General features: G+C 71.9%; 18 protein-coding genes. 9 read left to right on the top strand and 9 right to left on the bottom strand.

Annotated features, from left to right (window positions below):
* Positions 1 to 252: 252 nt before the first annotated feature.
* Positions 253 to 1431: an ROK family transcriptional regulator gene (locus tag BXA11_RS12745; protein ID WP_076434675.1), complete on the top strand. Its 1179-nt coding sequence runs from the start codon at positions 253 to 255 to the stop codon at positions 1429 to 1431.
* 79 nt (positions 1432 to 1510) lie between these two features.
* On the opposite strand, the gene BXA11_RS12740 is transcribed toward BXA11_RS12745, so the two are convergent.
* From BXA11_RS12740 to BXA11_RS43095, 7 genes are read right to left on the bottom strand one after another with little or no spacing between them, the layout of a single operon-like run.
* Positions 1511 to 2836 carry an alkaline phosphatase family protein gene (locus BXA11_RS12740; RefSeq protein ID WP_030505421.1) on the bottom strand — a complete coding sequence of 442 codons (1326 nt, stop codon included), beginning with the start codon at positions 2834 to 2836 and terminating at the stop codon, positions 1511 to 1513.
* Entirely contained in the window at positions 2836 to 3948 is a 1113-nt protein-coding gene (eboE, locus tag BXA11_RS12735; RefSeq protein ID WP_030505422.1) for a metabolite traffic protein EboE, read from the bottom strand. Before eboE ends, BXA11_RS12740 begins: the two co-directional genes overlap by 1 nt.
* Before the next feature lies 1 nt (position 3949).
* Positions 3950 to 4792, bottom strand: coding sequence for a TatD family hydrolase (locus tag BXA11_RS12730; protein ID WP_030505423.1), 843 nt, complete (start codon positions 4790 to 4792; stop codon positions 3950 to 3952).
* Positions 4793 to 4798: 6 nt separating this feature from the next.
* Complete coding sequence (locus BXA11_RS12725) at positions 4799 to 5302, bottom strand: EboA domain-containing protein (protein ID WP_076434674.1); 504 nt, start codon at positions 5300 to 5302, stop codon at positions 4799 to 4801.
* Positions 5268 to 6119, bottom strand: a complete 852-nt coding sequence (locus BXA11_RS12720) for a sugar phosphate isomerase/epimerase family protein (RefSeq protein ID WP_239104969.1) — start codon at positions 6117 to 6119, stop codon at positions 5268 to 5270. The genes BXA11_RS12725 and BXA11_RS12720 overlap by 35 nt, the downstream gene beginning before the upstream one ends.
* Entirely contained in the window at positions 6116 to 6961 is an 846-nt protein-coding gene (locus BXA11_RS12715; RefSeq protein ID WP_076434673.1) for an SCO3242 family prenyltransferase, read from the bottom strand. The genes BXA11_RS12720 and BXA11_RS12715 overlap by 4 nt, the downstream gene beginning before the upstream one ends.
* Positions 6958 to 7110, bottom strand: a complete 153-nt coding sequence (locus BXA11_RS43095; protein WP_156080698.1) for a hypothetical protein — start codon at positions 7108 to 7110, stop codon at positions 6958 to 6960. Before BXA11_RS43095 ends, BXA11_RS12715 begins: the two co-directional genes overlap by 4 nt.
* Positions 7111 to 7545: 435 nt before the next feature.
* Between BXA11_RS43095 and BXA11_RS12705 the strand changes: the two genes are divergently transcribed.
* The 3 genes from BXA11_RS12705 (at position 7546) to BXA11_RS12695 (ending at position 13317) form a co-directional block, all read left to right on the top strand.
* Complete coding sequence (locus BXA11_RS12705) at positions 7546 to 8685, top strand: sugar phosphate isomerase/epimerase family protein (RefSeq protein ID WP_030505427.1); 1140 nt, start codon at positions 7546 to 7548, stop codon at positions 8683 to 8685.
* Positions 8686 to 8811: 126 nt separating this feature from the next.
* Positions 8812 to 12123 (top strand): PQQ-dependent sugar dehydrogenase, encoded by a 3312-nt coding sequence (locus tag BXA11_RS12700; protein ID WP_083744187.1) that lies wholly within the window; start codon positions 8812 to 8814, stop codon positions 12121 to 12123.
* A 168-nt stretch (positions 12124 to 12291) separates the two neighbouring features.
* On the top strand, positions 12292 to 13317 hold the full coding sequence (locus BXA11_RS12695; RefSeq protein WP_076434671.1) for a DUF4349 domain-containing protein: 1026 nt from the start codon (positions 12292 to 12294) through the stop codon (positions 13315 to 13317).
* Between the two features lie 70 nt (positions 13318 to 13387).
* On the opposite strand, the gene hemE is transcribed toward BXA11_RS12695, so the two are convergent.
* Positions 13388 to 14425: a uroporphyrinogen decarboxylase gene (hemE, locus tag BXA11_RS12690; protein ID WP_076434670.1), complete on the bottom strand. Its 1038-nt coding sequence runs from the start codon at positions 14423 to 14425 to the stop codon at positions 13388 to 13390.
* Positions 14426 to 14992: 567 nt separating this feature from the next.
* Here hemE and BXA11_RS12685 point away from each other — a divergent pair.
* The 5 genes from BXA11_RS12685 (at position 14993) to BXA11_RS12665 (ending at position 18508) form a co-directional block, all read left to right on the top strand.
* A complete protein-coding gene (locus tag BXA11_RS12685) occupies positions 14993 to 15589 on the top strand; it encodes a DUF3000 domain-containing protein (protein ID WP_030505431.1) in 597 nt (198 codons plus the stop codon).
* Positions 15590 to 15592: 3 nt separating this feature from the next.
* A complete protein-coding gene (locus BXA11_RS12680; RefSeq protein ID WP_076434669.1) occupies positions 15593 to 16816 on the top strand; it encodes an HRDC domain-containing protein in 1224 nt (407 codons plus the stop codon).
* Position 16817: 1 nt separating this feature from the next.
* The gene (locus BXA11_RS12675; RefSeq protein WP_076434668.1) at positions 16818 to 17213 is read left to right on the top strand and encodes a VOC family protein; all 396 of its coding nucleotides are present in this window, start codon (positions 16818 to 16820) and stop codon (positions 17211 to 17213) included.
* A 93-nt stretch (positions 17214 to 17306) separates the two neighbouring features.
* Positions 17307 to 17876 (top strand): RNA polymerase sigma factor, encoded by a 570-nt coding sequence (locus tag BXA11_RS12670; protein WP_076434667.1) that lies wholly within the window; start codon positions 17307 to 17309, stop codon positions 17874 to 17876.
* Positions 17873 to 18508 (top strand): hypothetical protein, encoded by a 636-nt coding sequence (locus BXA11_RS12665; RefSeq protein ID WP_076434666.1) that lies wholly within the window; start codon positions 17873 to 17875, stop codon positions 18506 to 18508. The genes BXA11_RS12670 and BXA11_RS12665 overlap by 4 nt, the downstream gene beginning before the upstream one ends.
* A gap of 88 nt (positions 18509 to 18596) precedes the next feature.
* On the opposite strand, the gene BXA11_RS12660 is transcribed toward BXA11_RS12665, so the two are convergent.
* The gene (locus tag BXA11_RS12660; RefSeq protein ID WP_143734225.1) at positions 18597 to 21059 is read right to left on the bottom strand and encodes an alpha/beta hydrolase; all 2463 of its coding nucleotides are present in this window, start codon (positions 21057 to 21059) and stop codon (positions 18597 to 18599) included.
* Positions 21060 to 21295: the final 236 nt, after the last annotated feature.

Raw genomic sequence — 21295 nt, 5'->3', positions numbered from 1 at the left:
CCCGGTGCCCCCACCGGCGCGGGCGTGTCCCGCCGCGAGGCGGGGAGCCCGGCCGCCACGGTAGAGCACACATAGTCATGTTTCGGAACACCGGCCGCCAAAGCCGACAGGAACGCAAGATCCTTAGAAACTTTTCACCTTCTAGGCAAAAAGTAAGGGTTCGTTGTAATAAAGTTGTTGCACTGGGAGCAGAAGTGCAGTCGCTTCTGACACTCATCCGAGTCCCCGACCCCGAAGAGCGGCGTGAAGCGTATGACGGCTCGCCCCGAGAACCCGCACCAGGCGCGAATCCTGCGCCTCCTGCGTCAGGACGGCGCGCGCTCGCGCGCCGAACTCGGCGAGGTGACCCGTCTGTCACCGTCGAAGCTCACACTCGAGCTCGACCGGCTCACCAAACTGAACCTTCTCGAATCGGGCGGGCTCGCGGCCTCGCGGGGCGGCCGCCGGTCGGGCATCGTACGGGTCGCCTCACACCTGCGGTTCGTCGGCATCGACATCGGCGCCACCTCCATCGACGTCGGGCTGACCAACGGCGAGCTGGAGGTGCTCGGCCATCTGTCGAAGCCGGCGGACGTGCGGGACGGCCCCGAGGCCGTGCTGGAGCAGGCCCTCGAACTGGTCGGCAAGCTGCGGGCCGGCGGAACGACCGAGATCCACGGCGTCGGGATCGGGGTCCCCGGCCCGGTGAGCTTCCTCGACAGGACGCCGGTCTCGCCCCCGATCATGCCGGGCTGGGACCGTTTTCCCGTGCGGGAGACGCTGAGCCGCGAGTTCGGCTGCCCGGTGCTCGTGGACAACGACGTGAACATCATGGCACTGGGCGAGCTGCACTCGGGCCTGGCCAGGGCCGTCGGCGACTTCCTGCTGGTGAAGATCGGCACCGGCATCGGCTGCGGCATCGTGGTGGACGGCGAGATCTACCGCGGTGTGACCGGCAGCGCCGGCGACATCGGCCACATCCGGGTGTCGGAGGACGGCCCGCTGTGCACCTGCGGCAACACGGGCTGCCTAGAGGCGTACTTCGGCGGCGCGGCGCTGGCCCGCGACGCGCGGGCCGCCGCGGAGTCGGGCGACTCCCCCTTCCTCGCGGAACGGCTCGCACAGGAGGGCACACTGACGGCGGAGGACGTCGCCACGGCGGCCGCCTCGGGGGACGCCGCCGCCGTACGGATGGTCCGCGAAGGCGGGCGGCACGTGGGCCTGGTGCTCGCATCGCTCGTGAGCTTCTTCAACCCCGGCCTGGTGATCATCGGAGGCGGCGTGGCCGGCCTCGGCCACGCGCTGCTCGCGGAGATCCGCAGCGTCGTCTACCAGCGCTCGCTGCCGCTGGCCACCGGCAACCTGCCCATCGTGCTGTCCGAGCTCGGCGACACGGCCGGGATCATCGGGGCGACCCGGCTGATCAGCGACCACGTCTTCTCCGTCGAGTGAGCGCGCGGCCCGCACGGCCGGGTCAAGACGCCGGACGGCCGCCGTCCCCCGCGGGGGACGGCGGCCGTCCGTAAAGGGCTCAGCCCTTCAGCAGCTGCGTGATCAGGCCCTTGACCTCGGTCGCGGCGTAGGCGTCCCGGTCGAAGGGGCCGAGCAGCACCGGCCCGTCCGCCGCCGCGTCGGGCAGGCGGCCGTGGCTGCCGCGCACCGGCTCCGGGTCGAGCGGCACGACCGACATCTTGTAGCGCATGCCCAGCTTCTTGCGGGCCAGCGCCGTGCCGGCGCGCAGCTTCACCAGCGGGTCGTCCGGGTCCATGAACAGCTCCGCCGGGTCGTATCCCGGCTTGCGGTGGATCTCCACGAGCTTCGCGAAGTCGGGCGCCCGGTCGTCGGACAGCCAGTAGTAGTAGGTGAACCACGCGTCCGGCTCCGCCACGGCGACGAGGTCGCCGGCCCGCTCGTGGTCGAGGCCGTACTTGACCTTGCCCTCCTGACCCAGCACCTCGTCCACGCCCGGCAGCTCGGCCACGACGTCCCGTGCGCGGGCCAGGTCGGCGGGGTCGTTCACGTAGACGTGGGCGACCTGGTGGTCGGCGACCGCGAAGGCCCGGGAGGCCCAGGGGTCGAGATACTCCATGCCGTCCTGCGTGTAGACCTCCAGCAGCCCCGCCCTGCGCAGCGCCCGGTTGACGTCGACCGGGCGGGACGCGTTGGTGATGCCGTACTCGGACAGCACGATCACCGTGGCGTCCTCCTGCAGCAGCGGCGCGAGCGCGGCGTCGACCTCCCGGGCCGCCGCGACGGCCTGCGGCGCGTCGGGCCCGAAGCGCTGCAGGTCGTAGTCGAGGTGCGGGATGTAGACCATGAGCAGGTCCGGCCGTTCCTTCGCGAGGATCCGGCGGGCGGCCGCGATGATCCACTTGGACGAGGTGATGCTCGCCGTCGGCCCCCAGTAGGTGAACAGCGGGAACTCGCCCAGCTCGGCGACCAGGTCGTCGTGCAGCTGCGGCGGCCTGGTGTAGCAGTCGGGCTCCTTGCGCCCGTCGGCGTAGTAGATCGGGCGCGGGGTGACGATGAAGTCGCTGGAGCCGCCCATGGCGTACCACCAGCAGACGTTGGCCGTGCGGATCCCGGGCACCGCGTCCCACAGCTGCTCGCCCTGGATCAGCCGGTTGTGCTGCCGCCACAGGAAGACCTCGCCGAGGTCCCTGAAGTACCAGCCGTTGCCGACGATGCCGTGGTCGCGCGGCATCGATCCGGTCAGCAGAGTCGCCTGCACCGAGCAGGTCACGGCGGGCAGCACGGGCCGCAAAGACGCGGCGGTGCCGACCTTGGACACGTTCGGCATGTGCGCCAGCAGGCGCGGGGTCAGGCCGACGACGTTCACGACGACGACGGGCGCCATCAGATCTCCTTAAGTCCGAGGGCGGCGAGCCGCCGCCGGGTCCAGTCCAGCTCGGCCGCGATGCCCTCCGCGACGTCCACCGGGCCGGGAAGCACGCTCCAGGTGTAGGTCTCGACCTCGAGGTGCCGGGTGAGGGGCGCGTCCGGGGAGGCCAGGAGGCGTTCCAGCAGGTCCTCCAGGTACGGGGTGGTCGTGGCGAGCGGAGGCGGGGGCGCGGCGTGCAGCGGCATGTGGAAGTGCGTGCGCCACGGCAGGTCCGCCGGGAGCCCTCCGGCCAGAGCCTCCGGCAGGTCGTCGGCGTATCCGGCCGCGCAGCGCGTCTGGTGGAGATACCGCTCCTCCTCGTACGCCGCCAGCGCGCGCTGGCCGCCCGGCGGCGCCTCGACGGCGGACGAGACCTGGAGTTTCACGATCGGCAGCCCCAGGGCGGCGGCGTCGGCGGGCTCCTCGAGACCGACGGCGAGGTGGCAGGCGTCGAGGCAGACGCCGAGATGCGCGGGGTCGGTGCCGGCCAGCAGCTCGACCGCCTGGGGCGTGGTCTCCACGATGCAGCCGGGCTCGGGCTCGAAGCCGACGCGGATCGTCTTGCCGGTGCGCTCCGCCAGCTCCCGCAGGCCGCGGGTGAGCGCGTCGAGGTTGGCGGCGACGGCCCCGGCCTTGTCCGGCGTCCAGCCGGTGCGCCAGGCGAGGGGCAGCGTCGAGATCGAGCCCTCGGTCACGTCGTCCGGCAGCAGCGCGGTGAGGATCTCCGCCAGGTCGAGGGTGTAGGCGAGCCGTTCCGGCTCCGCCCAGTCGGGCCGGTACACCCGGAGTTTCACGACCTGGTCGTGGAAGCCCTGATAGGGGAAGCCGTTGAGGGTGACGACCTCAAGACCCAGCTCGTCCAGCCGGGCGCGCAGCCGCGCCAGCTCGCCGGGGTCGGCCCGCAGCGCCCGTGCCGCGCCCGACGACAGCCACAGCCCGAGGCCGAGCACGGGCGCGCCGGTCAGCGCCCGCACCCGGGCGGCGACGCCGGACAGCTGCCCGTGGATCCCGTCGAGGTCCTCGGCGGGGTGGACGTTGGTGCAGTAGGCCAGGTGGACGACGGAACCGGAGGGATGCAGCAGACGCATGTCAGCGCGTCCCGCGCAGGATCGTGTTGCCCTCGTAGTCGCCGCCGGACTCGACGTCGTCCAGGTGCAGGCGCCCGCTCTGGCCGTAGAACGCGACCGGGTTCCGCCACAGCACCTGGTCCACGTCGTCGTCGGTGAACCCGGCGGCCAGCATGGCCTCGCCGACCTCGCGGGTCTTGAGCACATCGCTGCGCCCCCAGTCGGCGGCGGAGTTCACGATCATCCGCTCGGTGCCGTACTCCTTGAGGATCGCCACCATCCGGTCCGGGTCCATCTTGGTGTCCGGGTAGATCGAGAAACCCGCCCAGCACCCGGCGTCGCGGACCATGCCGACGGTCAGCTCGTTGAGGTGGTCGACGAGGACCCTGCCAGGCTCCATGCCCTTGACCACGTCGAGCGTCCGCCGGGTCCCGGCCGCCTTGTCGCGGTGCGGGGTGTGCACGAGCACCGGCAGGCCGTGCTCGTCGGCCAGCGCGAGCTGGGCCTCGAAGACGCGGTCCTCCTCCGGCGTCACCGAGTCGTAGCCCACCTCGCCGACCGCCACGACGGAGTCCTTCAGCAGGTAGCGGGGCAGCTCGTCCAGCACGCCCGCGCAGCGCGGGTCGTTGGCCTCCTTGGGGTTGAGCGCGAGCGTGCAGTGGTGGCGGATGCCGTACTGCGCGGCGCGGTACGGCTCCCAGCCGAGCAGCGCGTCGAAGTAGTCGAGGAAGCTGCCGACGTTCGTGCGCGGCTGGCCGAGCCAGAAGGCGGGCTCCACGACGGCACGGACCCCGGCGGCGTACATGCGCTCGTAGTCGTCCGTCGTGCGGGACGTCATGTGGACGTGGGGGTCGAAGATCCTCATCGGGAATCAGAGCCTCTCGAGAACGTCGGGGGGAACGGGCCGTCCGGCCGCGCGGCGCTCGGCGGCGAAGTCGGCGAGCATGCGCCGCAGCTCCTCGTCGAACCGCCGGTCGAGGCCCTCGACGGACGTGAGCGGGACGGACATGAAAACGCACTTGAGCACGCCCTGCCGGAAGGCGTGGTCGTCAAGCCAGGCCGAGCCGTACGGGCCGAGCGCGGCGGCGACCAGCCGGGTGTCGTTGGTCCGCAGGGCGTCGTGGACGAGCGGGAGAGCGGCCGGACCGAGGTCGAGCTGCGGAAGCGACTCCAGGATCTCCAGCCGCTCCCCCGCGTCGCCCTGCCAGTAGAGCTTCGTGATGGCCGCCACGGGGTCCTGCACGGTCTTCGTGAGCGTTCTCAGCAGCTCCGCGCGGGCGCCCGGGCCGCCCTCCCGCGCGGCCCGCGGGAACACCGCGTAGACGGTCTCAGGGTCGCGCTCAACGTCGGCTACGGCCCGCGCCAGCCAGGTCATGTGCCCTCCTCAGGAATTCGATCGACCTTCGCGCCACGTCGGGCGCCGCGTGGCTGTGCCTCGCCAGTTCGACGGCGACCAGCCCGCCGAAGCCGTCGAGGGCGGCGAGCACGGGCGGGAAGTCGATCTCGCCCTCGCCGAACTCGAGATGCTCGTGGACGCCCCGCCGCATGTCCTCGATCTGGACGTGCACCAGGTGCGGCAGCGCCCGCTCGACGCACTCGGTCACGTCGTACGGCTCCAGGCAGCGGCAGTGCCCGATGTCGAGGGTGAGGCCGAACCTCGGGTGCCCGCCGAGCAGGTCGCGCAGCCGTTCGTATCCGGCGAGATCCGCCACGAGCATGCCCGGCTCGGGCTCGAACCCGAGCGTGACGCCCGCCTCGTCCGCCTCGGAGAGCAGGCGCTCGCACTGCCGTACGAGCCGGTCCCACGCCTCCTGCTCGGGCACCTCGGGCGGCCGGATGCCGCTCCACAGATGCACCACGGGCGCGCCGAGGTCGGCCGCGGTCCGCATGGCCCCGCGCAGGAAACGCACCCGCGCCTCGGCCTCGTCGTGCAGCAGGGTCGGGAAGTGCTTGCGCCGGGGGTCGAGCGTGTAACGGCCGCCCGTCTCGACGGCGAGGGCCAGGCCGAGCCGCTCCGCCAGCGCCGCGATCCGCCCGACCTCCGCCGGGGAGGCCCCGGGCATGAGGTGCCCGTGGTCGAGGGAGACCGCCGCGCCGGTGTAGCCGAGGTCGGCGAGCACCTCCAGTGTCTGGTCGAGCGGGTGGTCGCGGAACCCGTTGGTGCAGTAGGCCCAGTTCATGAGCACGGTCACGAGGTGGCCACCTTCGCCGACAGCCACCGGCCGGCCGGCAGCGCGGCCAGCAGCGCCGCAGCCTGGGCGAGCCTGCCCCGCCCGGCCACCGCGGCCGCCTGCAGCGGGATCAGGCCGAGGATGCTCATCCGCACCGCCTGCCGCACCTGCTCGGGGTCGGGGTCGGCGCGCAGCGCCGCCTGGGCCCTTCCGGCGGTGGCGAGGTAGCCGGCGATCATCGCGGCGGCGCCCAGCCGCCCGGTGGTGTCGCCGCCGCGGCAGGCGACGGCGGCCAGCGCCGCGGACGCGCCGGTCGCGGCCAGCGCCTGCGTGACGGTCGCGGGGGTGGCGCCGTCCACCTCGGCGCGGCCGAGCAGGGTGATCCCGTAGGTGTGGGCGCCGACGGCCAGCGCCATGGGGGCGGCCGCCCGCGTGTTGGAGCCCGCCCCGAGCAGGACGTCGAGCACGCGGCAGGCCGCCATCGCGGCCGGGCCCGCCGCCGTGTGCTTGAGGCGCAGGTCGTAGGCCCAGGCGGCGCCGGCGAGCAGGCCCGCGAGCGCGAGCCCTCGGCGTCCGCCGAAGACCGCGGCGGTGGCCACCCCGGCGCCGGTCAGTGCGGCGGCGAGGCCGAGCGCGCCCTCCGGGCTGATCCGGCCGGAGGGGATGGGCCGTTCCGGCCGCTCCTTCGCGTCGATCTTCCGGTCCGACCAGTCGTTGAGCGCCATTCCGGCCCAGTAGAGCAGCACCGACGCGGCGGCGAGGCCGGGCCGGGCCGATCGTCCGGCCGCCGCGGCGCCGGCGAGCGTGTCCCCCGGAACCGACAGCGCGGCGGGCGCGCGGACCAGCTCCAACCAGGCCCTCACGGCCGCACCGCCGACGGGGCCTGCGCGAACGCCGCCCACCGGGCGTACTGGGTGGGCGGGGCCGCTCCCGCCCGGACCGCCGTCGCCCCGACCACGGCTGTGGTCGCGACGGCCCCCCGGGCGTCGACCAGCCAGACACCGATCGGCACTGTAACTCTCCCGTCAACTCGGGTATGAAGGGTGACCCCGGAACATTCGGATAGTAAGAGGGATCTTTCGGCACTGACAAGCAAAAGTTTCCCGAGAGGGCATAGAAAGTCCCCCCACCTGCACACGAACAGCGTGACGGGATCCCGGTCCCCGGCTCTCACCACGGGCACCGCGGCGCGATCACGACGACACCCGCTCGATGAGCCGGTCGCCCAACAGCCCGACTTTGTCCTCTTCAAAGACAAAGTCAAAAAGATCATTGCAAAACTTCTTCCCCATTGAGCAGAAGTCGCGTAACTTGCTCGCCATGTGGCTCCGCACCGTCCCGAAGGGCCGGAGTGAGACCCGGAGTGAAACAAGGAGCGGAGGCACCCGCGGCACGGCCGCGTCATCGGGGGGACCGAGTTCTTCACGCAGATGGAGTTGGCTAGACGATGAGCGCGTACGAAGAAGAGATGGAGACCGCCGGCAACCTCGGACGCAGGCTGGGGCTCAACCGCCGTCAGTTCCTCGCGGCCACGACCGGCATGGCGGCGGCCGCCGCCGTGGCCGCGGCAGGCCCGATGAAGTCGGCCGCGCGTGCGGCGACCGCGGGCAACGGCGTGCTCGTGCCGCCCGGCAAGCGGGGCATCATCCTGTACACCGTCCGCGACGCCGTCTCACGGGACCCGCGGTCGACCACCCTCCCGTCCGGCTTCCGCCCGGTGCTCGAAGAGCTCAGCCGGATCGGTTACAAGCAGGTGGAGTTCGCCGGCTACGCCCAGCACGCCAACGCCGAGGGCGGCGCCAACCTGGAGACCGTCGAGGGCGCCCGCCTGCTGCGCACATGGCTGGACGACAACGGCCTGGAGGCCGAGGGCAACCACGGCTTCATCCCCGGCTCCTGGCCGCTGAACCAGGCCGACCTCGACCGCTTCAAGCTCCACCTGGAGATCGCCAACATCCTCGGCATGAGCCACGTGGGCACCGGCAACGACCCGACCGGCAGCGCCTACAAGGCCGACTGGGACGTGGCCGCCGACAAGTGGAACACGCTGGGCGAGCTCGCCACCGCGGCCGGCCTCAAGCTGTACACCCACAACCACGACGTGGCCTACAGCTTCCTGCTCGACAGCGGCCCGCTCGACGCCCAGGGCCGGCCCACCCGTTCCTCCGGCATCCGCCGCCTCGAGTACTTCCTCTCGCAGACCGACCCGGGCAAGGTCTGGCTGGAGATGGACATCTTCTGGGCGCACGTGGCCCAGTACAAGTACAAGACCTACACCGCGCCCGACGGCTCCACCCAGACGCAGGTCTTCAACCCGCTCGGCGTCGTGCAGGCCCAGACGATGCGGTTCCCGCTGTTCCACGCCAAGGACGGCAAGATCAACACCGCCACCTCCAACGGGTACGACATGGTTCCGTTCGGCACCGGCGACATCGACTACAAGAGCTTCTTCTCCCAGATGGGCGCCAAGGGCTACCACAACCCGATGTACGAGCAGGACAACGCCCCCGGCGGCACGGCCAACCCGGCGCAGTCCCTGGAGTACTCGAAGCTGAGCTACGACAACATCGCCAAGCTCCGCGGCTGACGCCCGCCCGAGCAGTTCGGCTGATCGCTTGAGTATGGCGGACCGCCACGCGTTCGACCCGTTCCACCGGCACGCGGCGGCCCGCCTTTTCCTGCCACCCCCCCTGGAAGAAGAGGCGCAGCAGACTTGAAGCGTACTCGCATACTGGTCGGCGGTCTCGCCGCCGCGTTGACGCTCCCGTTCGCGGCGACGCTCACCGCCGCTCCGGCCCAGGCGCACGAAGACGCGCTGCACTGGGAGAACTACGAGAAGGTCACCCTCACCAAGGACGTCGGCGAGCCGATCGACATGGCGATCCTGCCGGACAGCCGGGTGCTGCACACCGCCCGCAACGGCGACGTCCGGATGACCGACCCCGCCACCGGCGTCACCAAGGTCGTCAACACGATCGACGTCTACAACAACTCCGAAGACGGCCTGCAGACGATCGGCCTCGACCCCGACTTCGCGAACAACAAGTGGGTCTACGTCTACTACGCGCCCAGGCAGATGACCGGGCCGTACCCGGAGACGACTCCGACCGGCTCCGCGCCCAACTCTCTGCCCGCGGGCGCCGACGAGTCGTACTGGAACCAGTGGAAGGGCTACAACCAGCTCTCCCGGTTCAAGTGGGACGGCGACAAGCTCGACCTGTCGACCGAGCAGGTCATCATCAAGATCGGGACCAACCGCGGGCAGTGCTGCCACGTCGCGGGTGACTTCGACTGGGACGACGAGGGCAACCTCTACCTGGCCACCGGCGACAACACCCCGGCCAGCACCCCCGGCGCCAACGGCTTCGCGCCCAACAACGACGCTCCCGGGATGAACCCGGGCTTCGACGACCGCCGCGGCGCGGGCAACACCAACGACCTGCGCGGCAAGATCCTGCGGATCAAGGTGCAGGAGGACGGCTCCTACACCGTCCCGGACGGCAACCTGTTCCCGAAGGGCACCGCCAAGACCAGGCCCGAGATCTTCGTGATGGGCGTGCGGAACCCGTTCCGCATGGACGTCGACGGGAAATCCGGCACGCTGTCGTGGGGCGACTACGGACCGGACGCCGGCGCCGCCGACCCCAACCGCGGCCCGATGGGGTACGTCGAGTGGAACGTGACCCCGCTGAACAAGCCGATGAACGGCGGCTGGCCGTACTGCACCGGCGACAACTTCAACTACAACCACTGGGACTACGCGAACTCCAAGCCGCGCGAGTTCTTCGACTGCGCGGGCGGCCCGACCAACAACTCCGTGTGGAACACCGGCCTGGAGAAGCTGCCCCCGGCGACCCCGGCCGACCTGTACTACGGCGACCGCGCGAGCGACCAGCCGGCCGAGTGGTCGGGGCTGACCGAGTTCGACCCGGCGCAGAACGGCCAGGCCCCGATGGGCGGCCCGGTCTACCACTACGACGCGGACAACCCCTCGACGACGAAGTTCCCCGAATACTGGGACAACAAGTTCTTCATGGGCGAGTTCTCCCAGGACTACCTGGCGGCGTTCACCGTGTCCGGCCCGGACGGCCCGGTCACCAAAATCGAGCAGGTCCTGCCCAACGCCGAGCTGACCAAGATGGCGATGCCCATCACGGACAACCCGATGGACCTCGAGTTCGGCCCCGACGGCGCGCTCTACGTCCTCGAGTACGGCGACGGCTTCTTCCGCGCCAACCCCGACTCGGGCCTCTACCGCATCGACTACTCGCCCGGCAACAAGGCGCCGCAGGCGAAGATCACCGCTGACAGGACGTCGGGCAGCAACGCGCCGCTCACCGTCCAGTTCAGCGGCGCCAAGTCCACCGACGCCGAGGCGGGCGACCTCACCTACGAGTGGGACTTCGACGGCAACGGCTCCTTCGACGCGAAGGGTGTGACGGCGAGCCACACCTACGACAAGCTCGGGCAGTACACCGCCAGGCTCCGCGTCACCGACGCGGGCGGCAGGTTCGGCCTCGCCACGACCGAGATCACCGTCGGCAACACCGCGCCCACGGTCGGCATCGAGACCCCCGGCGACGGCGGGTTCATCGACTGGGGCAACGCGGTTCCGTTCAAAGTCAAGGTGACCGACCAGGAGGACGGCGACGACCCGACCTGCAGCAGGGTCGCGTGGACCTTCGGCCTCGGCCACGACACGCACGCCCACCCGATCACCACGGGCACCGGCTGCACCGTCACCTGGGCGACCCCGGCCGACGCGCCCGAGCACGGCGAGACCGAGAACATCTTCGGCGTCGTCGTGGTCAGCTATCGCGACAACGGCGCCAACGGCATCCCCGGCGCGAGCAGCGACGCGACGCTGATCCTCAACCCGAAGCTCATGCAGGCCGAGCACGGGGACGACAGCAAGGGCGTCACCAAGACCCAGGACGAGACGGCGTCCGGCCTCAACAAGGTCACCTCGTTCGACGCCGGCGACTACATCGGCTACGACCCGGTGAACCTCAGCGGCATCACGTCCGTGAAGACCGTGGCCACCGGCGCGGGCACCCTGTCGCTGCGCTGGAACTCGCCGACCGGGGCCCCGTTCGCGACCGTCGCGATCCCGGCCGGCGCCGGCTGGCAGACGGTGACCACCGACCTGAAGAACGCCCCGACGGGCAGCGGCAAGCTGTACGTCACCTCGACCGGCGGCGTGGACGTGGACGCGTTCACCTTCGTGGGCGACGGCGTCGCCGACAAGACCCCGCCGGCCGTGACGGCCGCGCTCAACCCGGCCCAGCCGAACGGTGAGAACGGCTGGTACACCGGCAACGTGACGATGACGGTGACCGCGACCGACAACGGCACGGTGTCGAGCCGGCAGTACTCGATCAACGGCGGCGCCACCTGGCTGAGCGCCAACAACGCGGTGACGTTCAGCACCGAGGGCGCCACGGAGGTCCGCTACCGGGCCACCGACAGCGGCGGCAACGTCGGGCAGGGCACCCTCACCGTGAAGATCGACAAGACCGCGCCCGCGCTGACCGTCAGCGGCGTCGAGTCCGGTGACCACGGCGACTCGACCTCGATCACGCCCGTCTTCTCCGCCACGGACGCCGCGTCCGGGGTGGCGAGCGTGACCGCGGCCGTCGGTGACCTGCAGGTCAAGCCGGGCGAGGCGCTCCCCCTCTGGAAGCTGCCGCTCGGCGAGAACGAGCTGGTCGTGACCGCCGAGGACAAGGCCGGGCACGCCACGAAGAAGACGGCGGCCTTCACCGTCACGACCTCCTTCGAGGACGTGAAGGCCCTCCTCACCGCCTTCCGGAGCGCCGGCACGGTGACCGAGGACGGCGACGTGCTGATCGCGCAGCTCGACCAGGCGGCCAACCAGGCCGCCATGGGCAAGAAGGACAACGCGATCAAGGCCCTGGAGCGGTTCACCGGCTTCGCCGGCGACCCCAAGAGGGTGACCGACAAGGCCGCGAGCGACGCGCTCATCCGCGACGCGAAGGCGCTCATCGAGCGGCTGCGCGGCTAGCCAGACGTCCCGTGGGTCCGGCCCGGCCCGGCCGGGCCCACGGGACCCCAACACCCCACAGCCCTCTCACGCCCCGGAAACAGAGACGCCGGCGACCACGGCGGCATCGTGATGCCATCGTGATCGCCGGCGTCGAACTGCCCGTGCCGGTGAACCGATGTAAAGAGCATGAGGCGAATCCGGTACGGCGCGGCGGCCCTGCTGTCCGTCGCCTTTCTGTTGACGGGATGCGGCGGCTCGGGCGCATCCAGCAGCGACGCGGCCGGCAGCGTCGCCGGCACCATGGCACCGGCCGGGGACGCCCCCACGGCCGAGATCCCGGCTCAGGAGCGGGCGCCCGCCACGGGCGGCGCGAGCGGCGGGCAGGAGAAGACAAGGATCGACCCGGCCGCTCGCGCGATCATCTACCAGGCCGAGCTCACCGTCGAGGCCAAGGACGTCCCGTCGGCGGCCGAGCGGGCGAAGGCGATCGTGACGGGCGCGGGCGGATACGTCGCCGAGGAGCGCAGCGCGTCCATTCCCGGCGGCGAGCAGTCGACGATCGCGTTCAAGGTGCCGCCGGCGCGCTACGCCGACGTGCTGGCCCAGATCGGACGCGACCTCGGGAAACGCACCTCGGTGCGGCAGAACGCGCAGGACGTCACCGAGGAGGTCGCCGACGTCGCCAGCCGGGTGAAGTCGGCCGAGGCCGCGCTCGGGCAGTTCCGCACGCTGCTGTCGAAGGCGAACAAGATCGGCGAGATCCTCGAGATCGAGCGGGAGATCTCCAGCCGCGAGGCCGATCTGGAGTCGCTGCAGGCCAGACAGAAGGCCTTGGAGGCGCAGACCGGGATGGCCACCGTCACGCTCACCCTGCTGCCCACGCCGAAGCCCTCGCCCCGCCCCGAGCAGGAGGAGGACGGGACCGGCTTCCTCGCCGGGCTGCGCGCCGGGTGGGACACCCTGACCACGTCGGCCGTGGCGGCGCTGACCGTGCTGGGCGCGCTGCTGCCCTGGATCGTCGTGGCGGGGGTGGTGTGGCTGGCCGTCCGGGTCGTCATGCGCCGGATGCGCCGCCGTGCGGCCCCGCCGGCCGGTCCTGTGCCGCCCGGCGCCGTTCCTCCCGGGCCCGTTCCCCCCGGTCCTCCCGCTCCCCGCGAGGACCGGGACGAGAACCGGGATCAGGACCGGGAGTCCGAGCGCACGCCGCGGTGACGCCGCGGTGACGCCGCGGTGAGGCCTCAGTGAGGTCTCGGTGGTGCCCTAGTGGTACCTCAGGGGTGCTTCAGCGGGCCGACGACTCGTGGACGAAGTCGGTGAGCCGGGCGAGCTGGTCGGGGTCGGTCGAGGGAAGCACGCCGTGGCCGAGGTTGAACACGTGCCCCTCGGCCACCCGGCCCCGTTCGAGCACCTCCCTGGCCCGCCTCTCGACGACCTCCCAGGGCGCGAGCAGGATCGCCGGGTCGAGGTTGCCCTGCAGGGCCTTGCCCGCGCCCACGCGCAGCGCGGCCTCGTCGAGCGGCACCCGCCAGTCGACGCCCACCACGTCGGCGCCGGCCTCGCCCATGAGGCCGAGCAGCTCGCCGGTGCCGACGCCGAAGTGGATGCGCGGCACGCCGAGGTCCGCCAGGCCCGCGAAGATCTTGCTGGTGTGCGGCAGCACGTAGGTGCGGTAGTCCTGCGGCGCGACCGCGCCCACCCACGAGTCGAAGAGCTGGACGGCCGAGGCGCCCGCCGCGACCTGCACGCGCAGGAAGGCGAGCGTGATCGCGCCGAGCCGCTCCATCAGCTCGTGCCACAGCTCGGGCTCGCCGTACATCATGGCCTTGGTGCGGTCGTGGTTCTTGGAGGGACCGCCCTCGATGAGGTAGGACGCGAGCGTGAACGGCCCTCCGGCGAAGCCGATCAGCGGGGTGCCGCCCAGCTCGCCGGTGAGCGCGCCGACCGCCTCCGTCACGTACGGGACGTCGTCCGGCTCCAGGGGCCGCAGGACCTCCATGCCCGCCTTGTCGCGGATGGGGGTCGCGACGACCGGGCCGACGCCCGGCTTGATGTCGAGGTCGACGCCGATGGCCTTGAGCGGGACCACGATGTCGCTGAAGAAGATCGCCGCGTCCGTGCCGTACCTGCGGAACGGCTGCATGGTGATCTCGACCACGAGGTCGGGCGTGGCGCAGGCGGTGAGCATCTCGACGCCCGCGCGCACCCGGCGGTACTCGGGCAGCGACCGCCCGGCCTGGCGCATGAACCACACCGGCGTGTGCGGAACGGGCTCGCGCCGGCACGCGCGAATGAAAACGGAATCGGCGAGCTGGGGTTTCACGGCACCAGCCTGCCATGTCCCGGCGGCGCCCGGCGCGGGGACCCATGACCTGGGGCTCCAGAACGACGCGCGGACGGCCGTTGATCGCGTAAGGTGAACCCCAACCCCTCCTGTGAGTCATCTCACAGCTCGGCAATGTGTTCGTCAATCGGCCATCCGGCATCGATTCCAATACCACTTTCGAGACACGCCGAGTGCGATGCGGGGAAATGTCGCCGGGACGTGCCAACGTCGGATCAGTCCCGAGCGACCGCCACGACCGTGGATCCGACGAGAGGCCCCGGAGCGATGACTTCGATGTGGAGTTCCCCCGAACGCCGCACTGAGCGCTGTGCCGGCAGCGACGCCGCGCGCCCCGCCCGCCCGAGCGGCGCGCCGCGCGCGAGGGGGCGGCGAGACCGCGCGGACGGCCGCGGCGACCGCCGGGACCGCACGCGCGCAAGCGCCCGGGCGCGGACGGCCGACCGGGCGACGGCTCGACTGGCGGCGACGGTTTGACGACTTCCGATGCCCCCCACAGCCACCCCCCTGCTTCGCGCTATCCCGAATCCGACCTACTCTTCCGTCATGACCCTCGGTGAACCGCCTGCGCCTCCCGCCGCCTTCCGGCGCGCGCTGGAGACGCTGCGCCCCGCCGAGGTGCGGCCGGAGATCGAGCTGGAGGACATTCCCGCACCTCAGCGGCTCGCCCCCTATTCCGGGGCCGTCGGGGCGTCGGTGTACCGTGACGACGACGAACTCGCCGTCGGCCGCCTGATCATGCTGTTCGACCCCGAGGGGCAGCGCGGCTGGGAGGGACCGTTCCGCCTCGTCGCCTACGTACGCGCCGACATGGAGCCGGAGATGACCACAGACCCGCTGCTGGGGCCGGTGGCATGGAGCTGGCTCACCGAGGCGCTCGACGCCCACGGCGCGCGATACGCGGCGGTGGGTGGCACGGTCACCCGCGCCGTCTCGGAGGGATTCGGCGGCAAGGCGGACGACCCCGTCACCACGGAGATCGAGCTGCGGGCCTCGTGGTCGCCGCTCGACGAGGACCTGTCGTCGCACGCGGCCGCCTGGTGCGACCTCATGTGCCTCGCCGCGGGCATCCCCCCGCTGCCGCCCGACGTCGCCACGCTGCATCCGCGCCCCGCCCGCCGAGATGATCCGAAAGTTCCTTAGCCCGTGACAGAACCCGTAATCCAGCCGTTGTTGGAGCCGCGCGAGGGAATCCCGCCCGTCATCGAGGACTCCGCCGCGCTCGCGGCCGCCGTCGACGCCTTCGCCCGCGGGTCGGGGCCGGTGGCCGTCGACGCCGAGCGCGCCTCCGGATACCGCTACAGCGGCCGCGCCTACCTGGTGCAGCTGCGCCGGGCCGGCGCGGGCACCGCGCTGATCGACCCGATCAAGTGTCCCGACCTGTCCGCGCTGGACGAGGCCGTACGCGACGCCGAGATCGTCCTGCACGCCGCCAACCAGGACCTGCCGTGCCTGGCCGAGCTCGGCTTCCGCCCGGGGCGGCTGTTCGACACCGAGCTGGCCGGGCGGCTACTCGGCTACGAGCGGGTCGGCCTGGGCACCATGGTCGAGCTCGTTCTCGGCCTGCGGCTGGAGAAGGGCCATTCGGCGGCCGACTGGTCGGCCCGCCCGCTGCCGGAGGACTGGCTGCGCTACGCCGCCCTCGACGTCGAGGTGCTGGTCGAGCTGCGCGACGTCCTGCACGACGAGCTTTCCGGCACCGGCAAGCTGGAGTGGGCGCTGGAGGAGTTCGCGTCGATCCTGGCCGCGCCCGCCCATCCCCCGCGTACCGACCCCTGGCGGCGCACCTCGGGCATCCACCGGGTGCGCACGCTGCGCGGGCTCGCCGTGGTGCGTGAGCTGTGGACGCTGCGCGACGAGATCGCCCGGGAGTCCGACCTCGCGCCGGGCCGCGTGCTGCCCGACGCGGCGATCGTGCAGGCCGCCCTCGACCAGCCGCGCACGACCAAGGCCCTCACCGAGATCACGCCGTTCGTCGGCCGCAGCGCACGCCGCCACCTCAACGACTGGCTGACGGCGGTGAACCGGGCCCGCACGATGCCGGAGGCGTCGCTGCCGCAGCCCGTGGGGCCCGGGGACGGCCCTCCCCCGGCCAACCGGTGGGCCGACCGGGACCCGGCGGCCGCCAAGCGGCTCGCGGCGGCGCGTGCCGTCGTCGCCGCGCTCGCCGACGAGCACCGCATGCCGACGGAGAACCTCCTCCAGCCCGACGCCGTACGCAGGCTGACCTGGGAGCCGCCCGCGCCGATCAGCGAGGAGACCGTGGCGGCGCGGCTGCGCGCACTGGGCGCGCGGGAGTGGCAGATCGGCCTGACCGTCCACCCGCTGGTCAAGGCGCTCGAACGGCTGGAGATCAAGGGAGAGGTGTGACATGCGGGGCGACGGCCGGGACGCGGAGTCTCCCTTCGGCTACCGGTTGCACCACGTCCAGCTCGCCATCCCGGCCGGGGCGGAGGACGACTGCCGCGCCTTCTACGTGGACGTGCTCGGGATGACCGAGATCGGCAAGCCCCCCGCGCTCGCCGCACGCGGGGGCCTGTGGGTGCGGGCCGGCGCCCTGGAGATCCACCTCGGCGTGGAGGAGGACTTCCGCCCCGCGCGCAAGGCGCACCCGGGCATCCTGGTGACCGGCCTCGACGACCTCGCCGCGCGCCTGGCGGCCGCCGGCGTCGAGGTCTCCTGGGACCCGCACTTCCCGGGCCATCGCCGCTTCTACGCCCACGACAACGTCGGCAACCGCCTGGAGTTCCTCTCCCCGGAGACCTGACCGGCGCGTACGACCAGCAATTGAAGAAATGAAGCATTTCGCCCTGGCTCGGTAAGTACAGGTGACCGCATACGCCAGGAAAGGCCGAAATGCATGACTACCACCCGCGAAGTCGTCGCGGCGGATGATGCGACCCTCATCGAGAGATCGCTGCACGAGCCGGAGGTCTTCGCCGTCCTGTTCGACCGGCACGCACCGCTCCTCCACCGCTACGTGACCAGGCGGCTGGGACCCAGCGACGCGGAGGACGTCGTGGCCGACACCTTTCTGGCCGCCTTCCAGAACCGGGGCGACTACGACCGGGGCCGCCCCGACGCCCGCCCATGGCTGTACGGCATCGCCTCGAACATGATCGGGAAACGGCGGCGCGCCGAGACCAGCCTCTACCGCGCGTACCTCCGCAGCGGCATGCACCCGGGGGAGATACCGGGCGCGCAGGTGGAGGACGGAGTCAACACCCTGGCCGTCAACCGGCCGCTGGCGCGCGCCCTGCTGCGGCTCAACCGGGCCGACCGCGACGTGCTGCTGCTCGTCGCCTGGGCCGGGCTGAGCTACCAGGAGGTCGCCGACGCGCTCGCGATCCCCCCGGGCACCGTCGCCTCGCGGCTCAACCGCGCCCGCAACCAGATGCGCCAGGATTTACCAGAGGGAGATTGGCAATGAACGCGCTCACCGGCATGTGGCAGAACGTTCCGGCAGCCTCGCGGGACGACCTCGCCGGGGCCAGGCGGCGGCTGCTGGACGGGATGCAGGCCCGGCCCGCCCTCACCACCTCCAGGCGACGGGTCGTCACCGCCCCTCGGCTGCTGGTCGCGGCCGGCGTCGCGGCGGCGGCCGTAACCGCACCGCTGGTCGCCGGCGGCGGGACCCCGGCGTACGCGGTGACCGAGAACCCCGACGGCACGATCACGGTGGCGCTCAACGAGATGCGCGACCCCGAGGGACTGCGGGCCGATCTGCTGACGGCCGGGGTCACGGCCGACGTGTCGTTCCTGGCGCCGCACACGCGGTGTGCGGACTCCCGGTTCGAGGGCGCGGACCCCTCGTACGGGTCGCGGGGCCATACGGAGGCGCAGCTGCGGAAGGGCGTGGAACAGTGGCGCTCGTTCGCGGCCACCCAGGTGGTCGATGTCCGTGAGATCAGAATCCGTCCGGAGTTCATCCGGCCGGGCGAGACGCTCGTGCTGGAGTTCCGCGACAACCAGGACGCGCGGCGGCCCTGGAGGCTCGGCGCCTGGCTGGCCAAGGCCGGCTCGCCCGTCAAGCCCTGCACACCCGTGGCCGACGCCGGCTGAGCCCTTCCGTGTCCTGCCGGTGAGGGACGGATGGAACAGGCGGAAGCTCCCGGAGGCGCGGCCCTCGCGCCTCCGGGAGCCGTTGTGATCAGACCGCGTCGTCGTCGGTCACGACGAGCCGGGCGAAGCCGTTCCCGATCGTCGCGTTGACCGGCACCGAGGCGACCACCTGGTAGGACTGCGGCGCGGACGCCACCGCGGTGTCGCCGTTGACGGGCACCTGGAAGGTCGCCTGCGGGGACCCGGCCGGGATGACGACCTCCTGCGCCGCCGAGCCGATCACCGGGGCGTCCCCGGTCGCGATCGTCTGGATCTGGACCGTCACCGGCGTGGGGCTTTTCTTCGACAGCCGCACCGTCATCGTGGCCGTGCCCGGGCCGTCGCCCTCGTCCACCGTGGCGCCCTCCACCGACACCTGCGGCAGCCTGTCGGTGCGGGCCTCACCCGCGGCGTCCGTGGTGAACGCGACGTCGGCGAGGTAGACCGCGCCCGCCTGAGTCGCACCCGAGATCCGGATCTCGCTGATCTGCTGCGGCTTGACGCCGGTGAGCGAGCTCAGCGGGACGCGTACCGTGCGCAGCCAGGTCTTGGGCAGCGGCGAGGCCGTGCCGGGGAACGCCGTGAGCGCGTCGCTGACCTCGGACACCTTGACCGTGCGGGACGCGCCGTGCTTGTCGAGGATCTCGACCGCGAGGTCCACGTCGCCGGTCGCCGTCTCGTCCCTGGCGGTGCGGAAGGTGAGCGCGTCATAGCGGGAGACGTTCTGGTCCCGCTTGTCGAGCGGCACCGTCACCGTGCCCGTGGGGTCGCTCCAGGAGAACCGCAGCACCGGTGTCGAGGCGACGTTGTTCGCGTACGTCGCGGGCGTCCAGGACGGCGCCTGCGAGGTGGTCAGCGTGGAGGCGCAGGACGGCAGGCCGCTCTGCGGCGAGCGGTCGAGCATTCCGGCGCAGACGGCCGCGGCGGCCGAGCCGGTGACCCGCGTGGACGGCGCGAGCGACGTGAAGGAGGCCACGTCGAAGCGCTTGCCGGCGGGCGCCTGGGCGACGGCGTGCACGACGGCCCTTCCGGCGGAGGCGGCGGCGCCGCCACTGCCGTCGAACAGCGGCAGCAGACCCTGCTCGCCGCCCTGGACGAGGCGGAAGAACCCCGCGATGTACGCGGTGCCGACGGCGTACTGCTCGGCGGCGGTCAGCCGCGACGGCGCGGTGCCGCCGCAGACCGGGTCGTTGCGGTTGGACCAGTCGTCGGACGCGGGCGCGTGCGCCACGCCCGGGGTCCACTCGGTGTTGAAGAAGTTGTGGTCGGCGCCCATGACCATCAGCGAGGAGCGGAAGGCCGGGTCGTCGTCCTCGGCGTATCGGGAGTCGTCGTAGAAGTGCTGGCCCTGCTGGTTGGAGACGTCCCCGTCGCAGTAGGGCAGGATGACGGCCATCGGCGTGCCGGGCAGGGTCGCCCGCGCGAAGTCCGTCGGCGCGAGCGGGAGCACCGCCCTGATCCCGTACGGCTTGGCCCGGCCCGCGTTCATCAGCGCTGCCTTGACGACGCCCTCGCCTCCACGCGAGTGACCCATCAGGCCGACGTCGGCCATGTCGAGGCGGCCCTTGAACAGGCTGACGAGCTTCGCGTCGCCCACACCCCGGTCGGCGTCGGCGAGCAGGTCGAGGTGCCGCATGACGACCTCGCCCCGGGCCAGCGCGCCCCGGTCCTCGCTGTAGGGGTTGTCGGCGGCGTTGACGCCGTTGGCGCTCACCGACACGACGACGTACCCGTTGCTCGCGAGCACGTCGGCGGGGCCGTCGTAGCCCTGGTAGCTGGCGATCGGCTGCTGCCCCGCCGGGCAGGGCCACTGCGTGTTGGACGACGTCCAGGCCGTCGGGTTGTAGCAGGCCGAGTGGCGGCCGTGCAGGAAGACGACCAGCGGGCGCTTGCCGCGGGCGCCGTCCGGCAGGTAGACCTTCGCCCGGATCTCGGCCGGGCGGCCGCCGAGGCCCTCCAGGGTGATGGCGGTGTCGCCGAGGTCGTACTCGTCGTGGGTCACGGCGTACGGGCCGGGAGTGGCGGGGTCGACCGGCGCGGGATCCGGCTTGCCGGGCGGGCTCGGGGGGTTGCCGGGCTTACCGGGCTTGCCGGGCGGATCGGCGGGCGGATTGCCGGGCGGGGGCGCGGTCCTGCCGGCGGCCGCCGCGGCGGCCTCGGGAGCCTCGCCGTTCCAGGCCACGTCGACGGATGACGCCGTGGCGACGGCGGGGTCAGGGGTGACGAGGGTCAGCGTCATGCCGTCGGGCGACTCCTCGGCCGGGCCGAGCGAGCGGCCGTCCGCCGCGAGCTCGGGGACGGCGTCGCGGACCGGCAGCGGCTTGTTCAGGTGGAGGGTGACCCGGTGGCCGCCGCCGACGGGTTCGACGGTCCAGGCGCCGTCCTCGCCGGACGAGCCGATCGAGCCGGGCGGGGCGGCGTACGCGGTTCCCGCGAGAAGGGGGGTGGACAGGGTCGCGGCCGTGACGGCCGCGGCGAGCGCCTTGGTCCAGGCGCGCACAGGGGAGGGCATGAAGTTCTTCTCCGAGTGCAATGCCCCAAGAAATCCGCTAGCGAGAGCTAGAGGAGTGATTCTTGGGATTTGAGGGGTTGCATCCCGAATGAGATCGCCACCGGGGACCTGTACTAATTCATCCCAGTTGCCGCCCTGTTAACGATCACTCACAAGCGCGGTGGGCCCACTGATCCCAGGACCGGTTACCGACCAGTAGCATAGAGAGCCGGAAGCTACCGACAAGTAGGAGCGAA

This window comes from Microbispora rosea (assembly GCF_900156315.1).
Lineage (GTDB): Bacteria > Actinomycetota > Actinomycetes > Streptosporangiales > Streptosporangiaceae > Microbispora > Microbispora rosea.
This window is presented reverse-complemented; position numbering and strand designations above follow the sequence as displayed.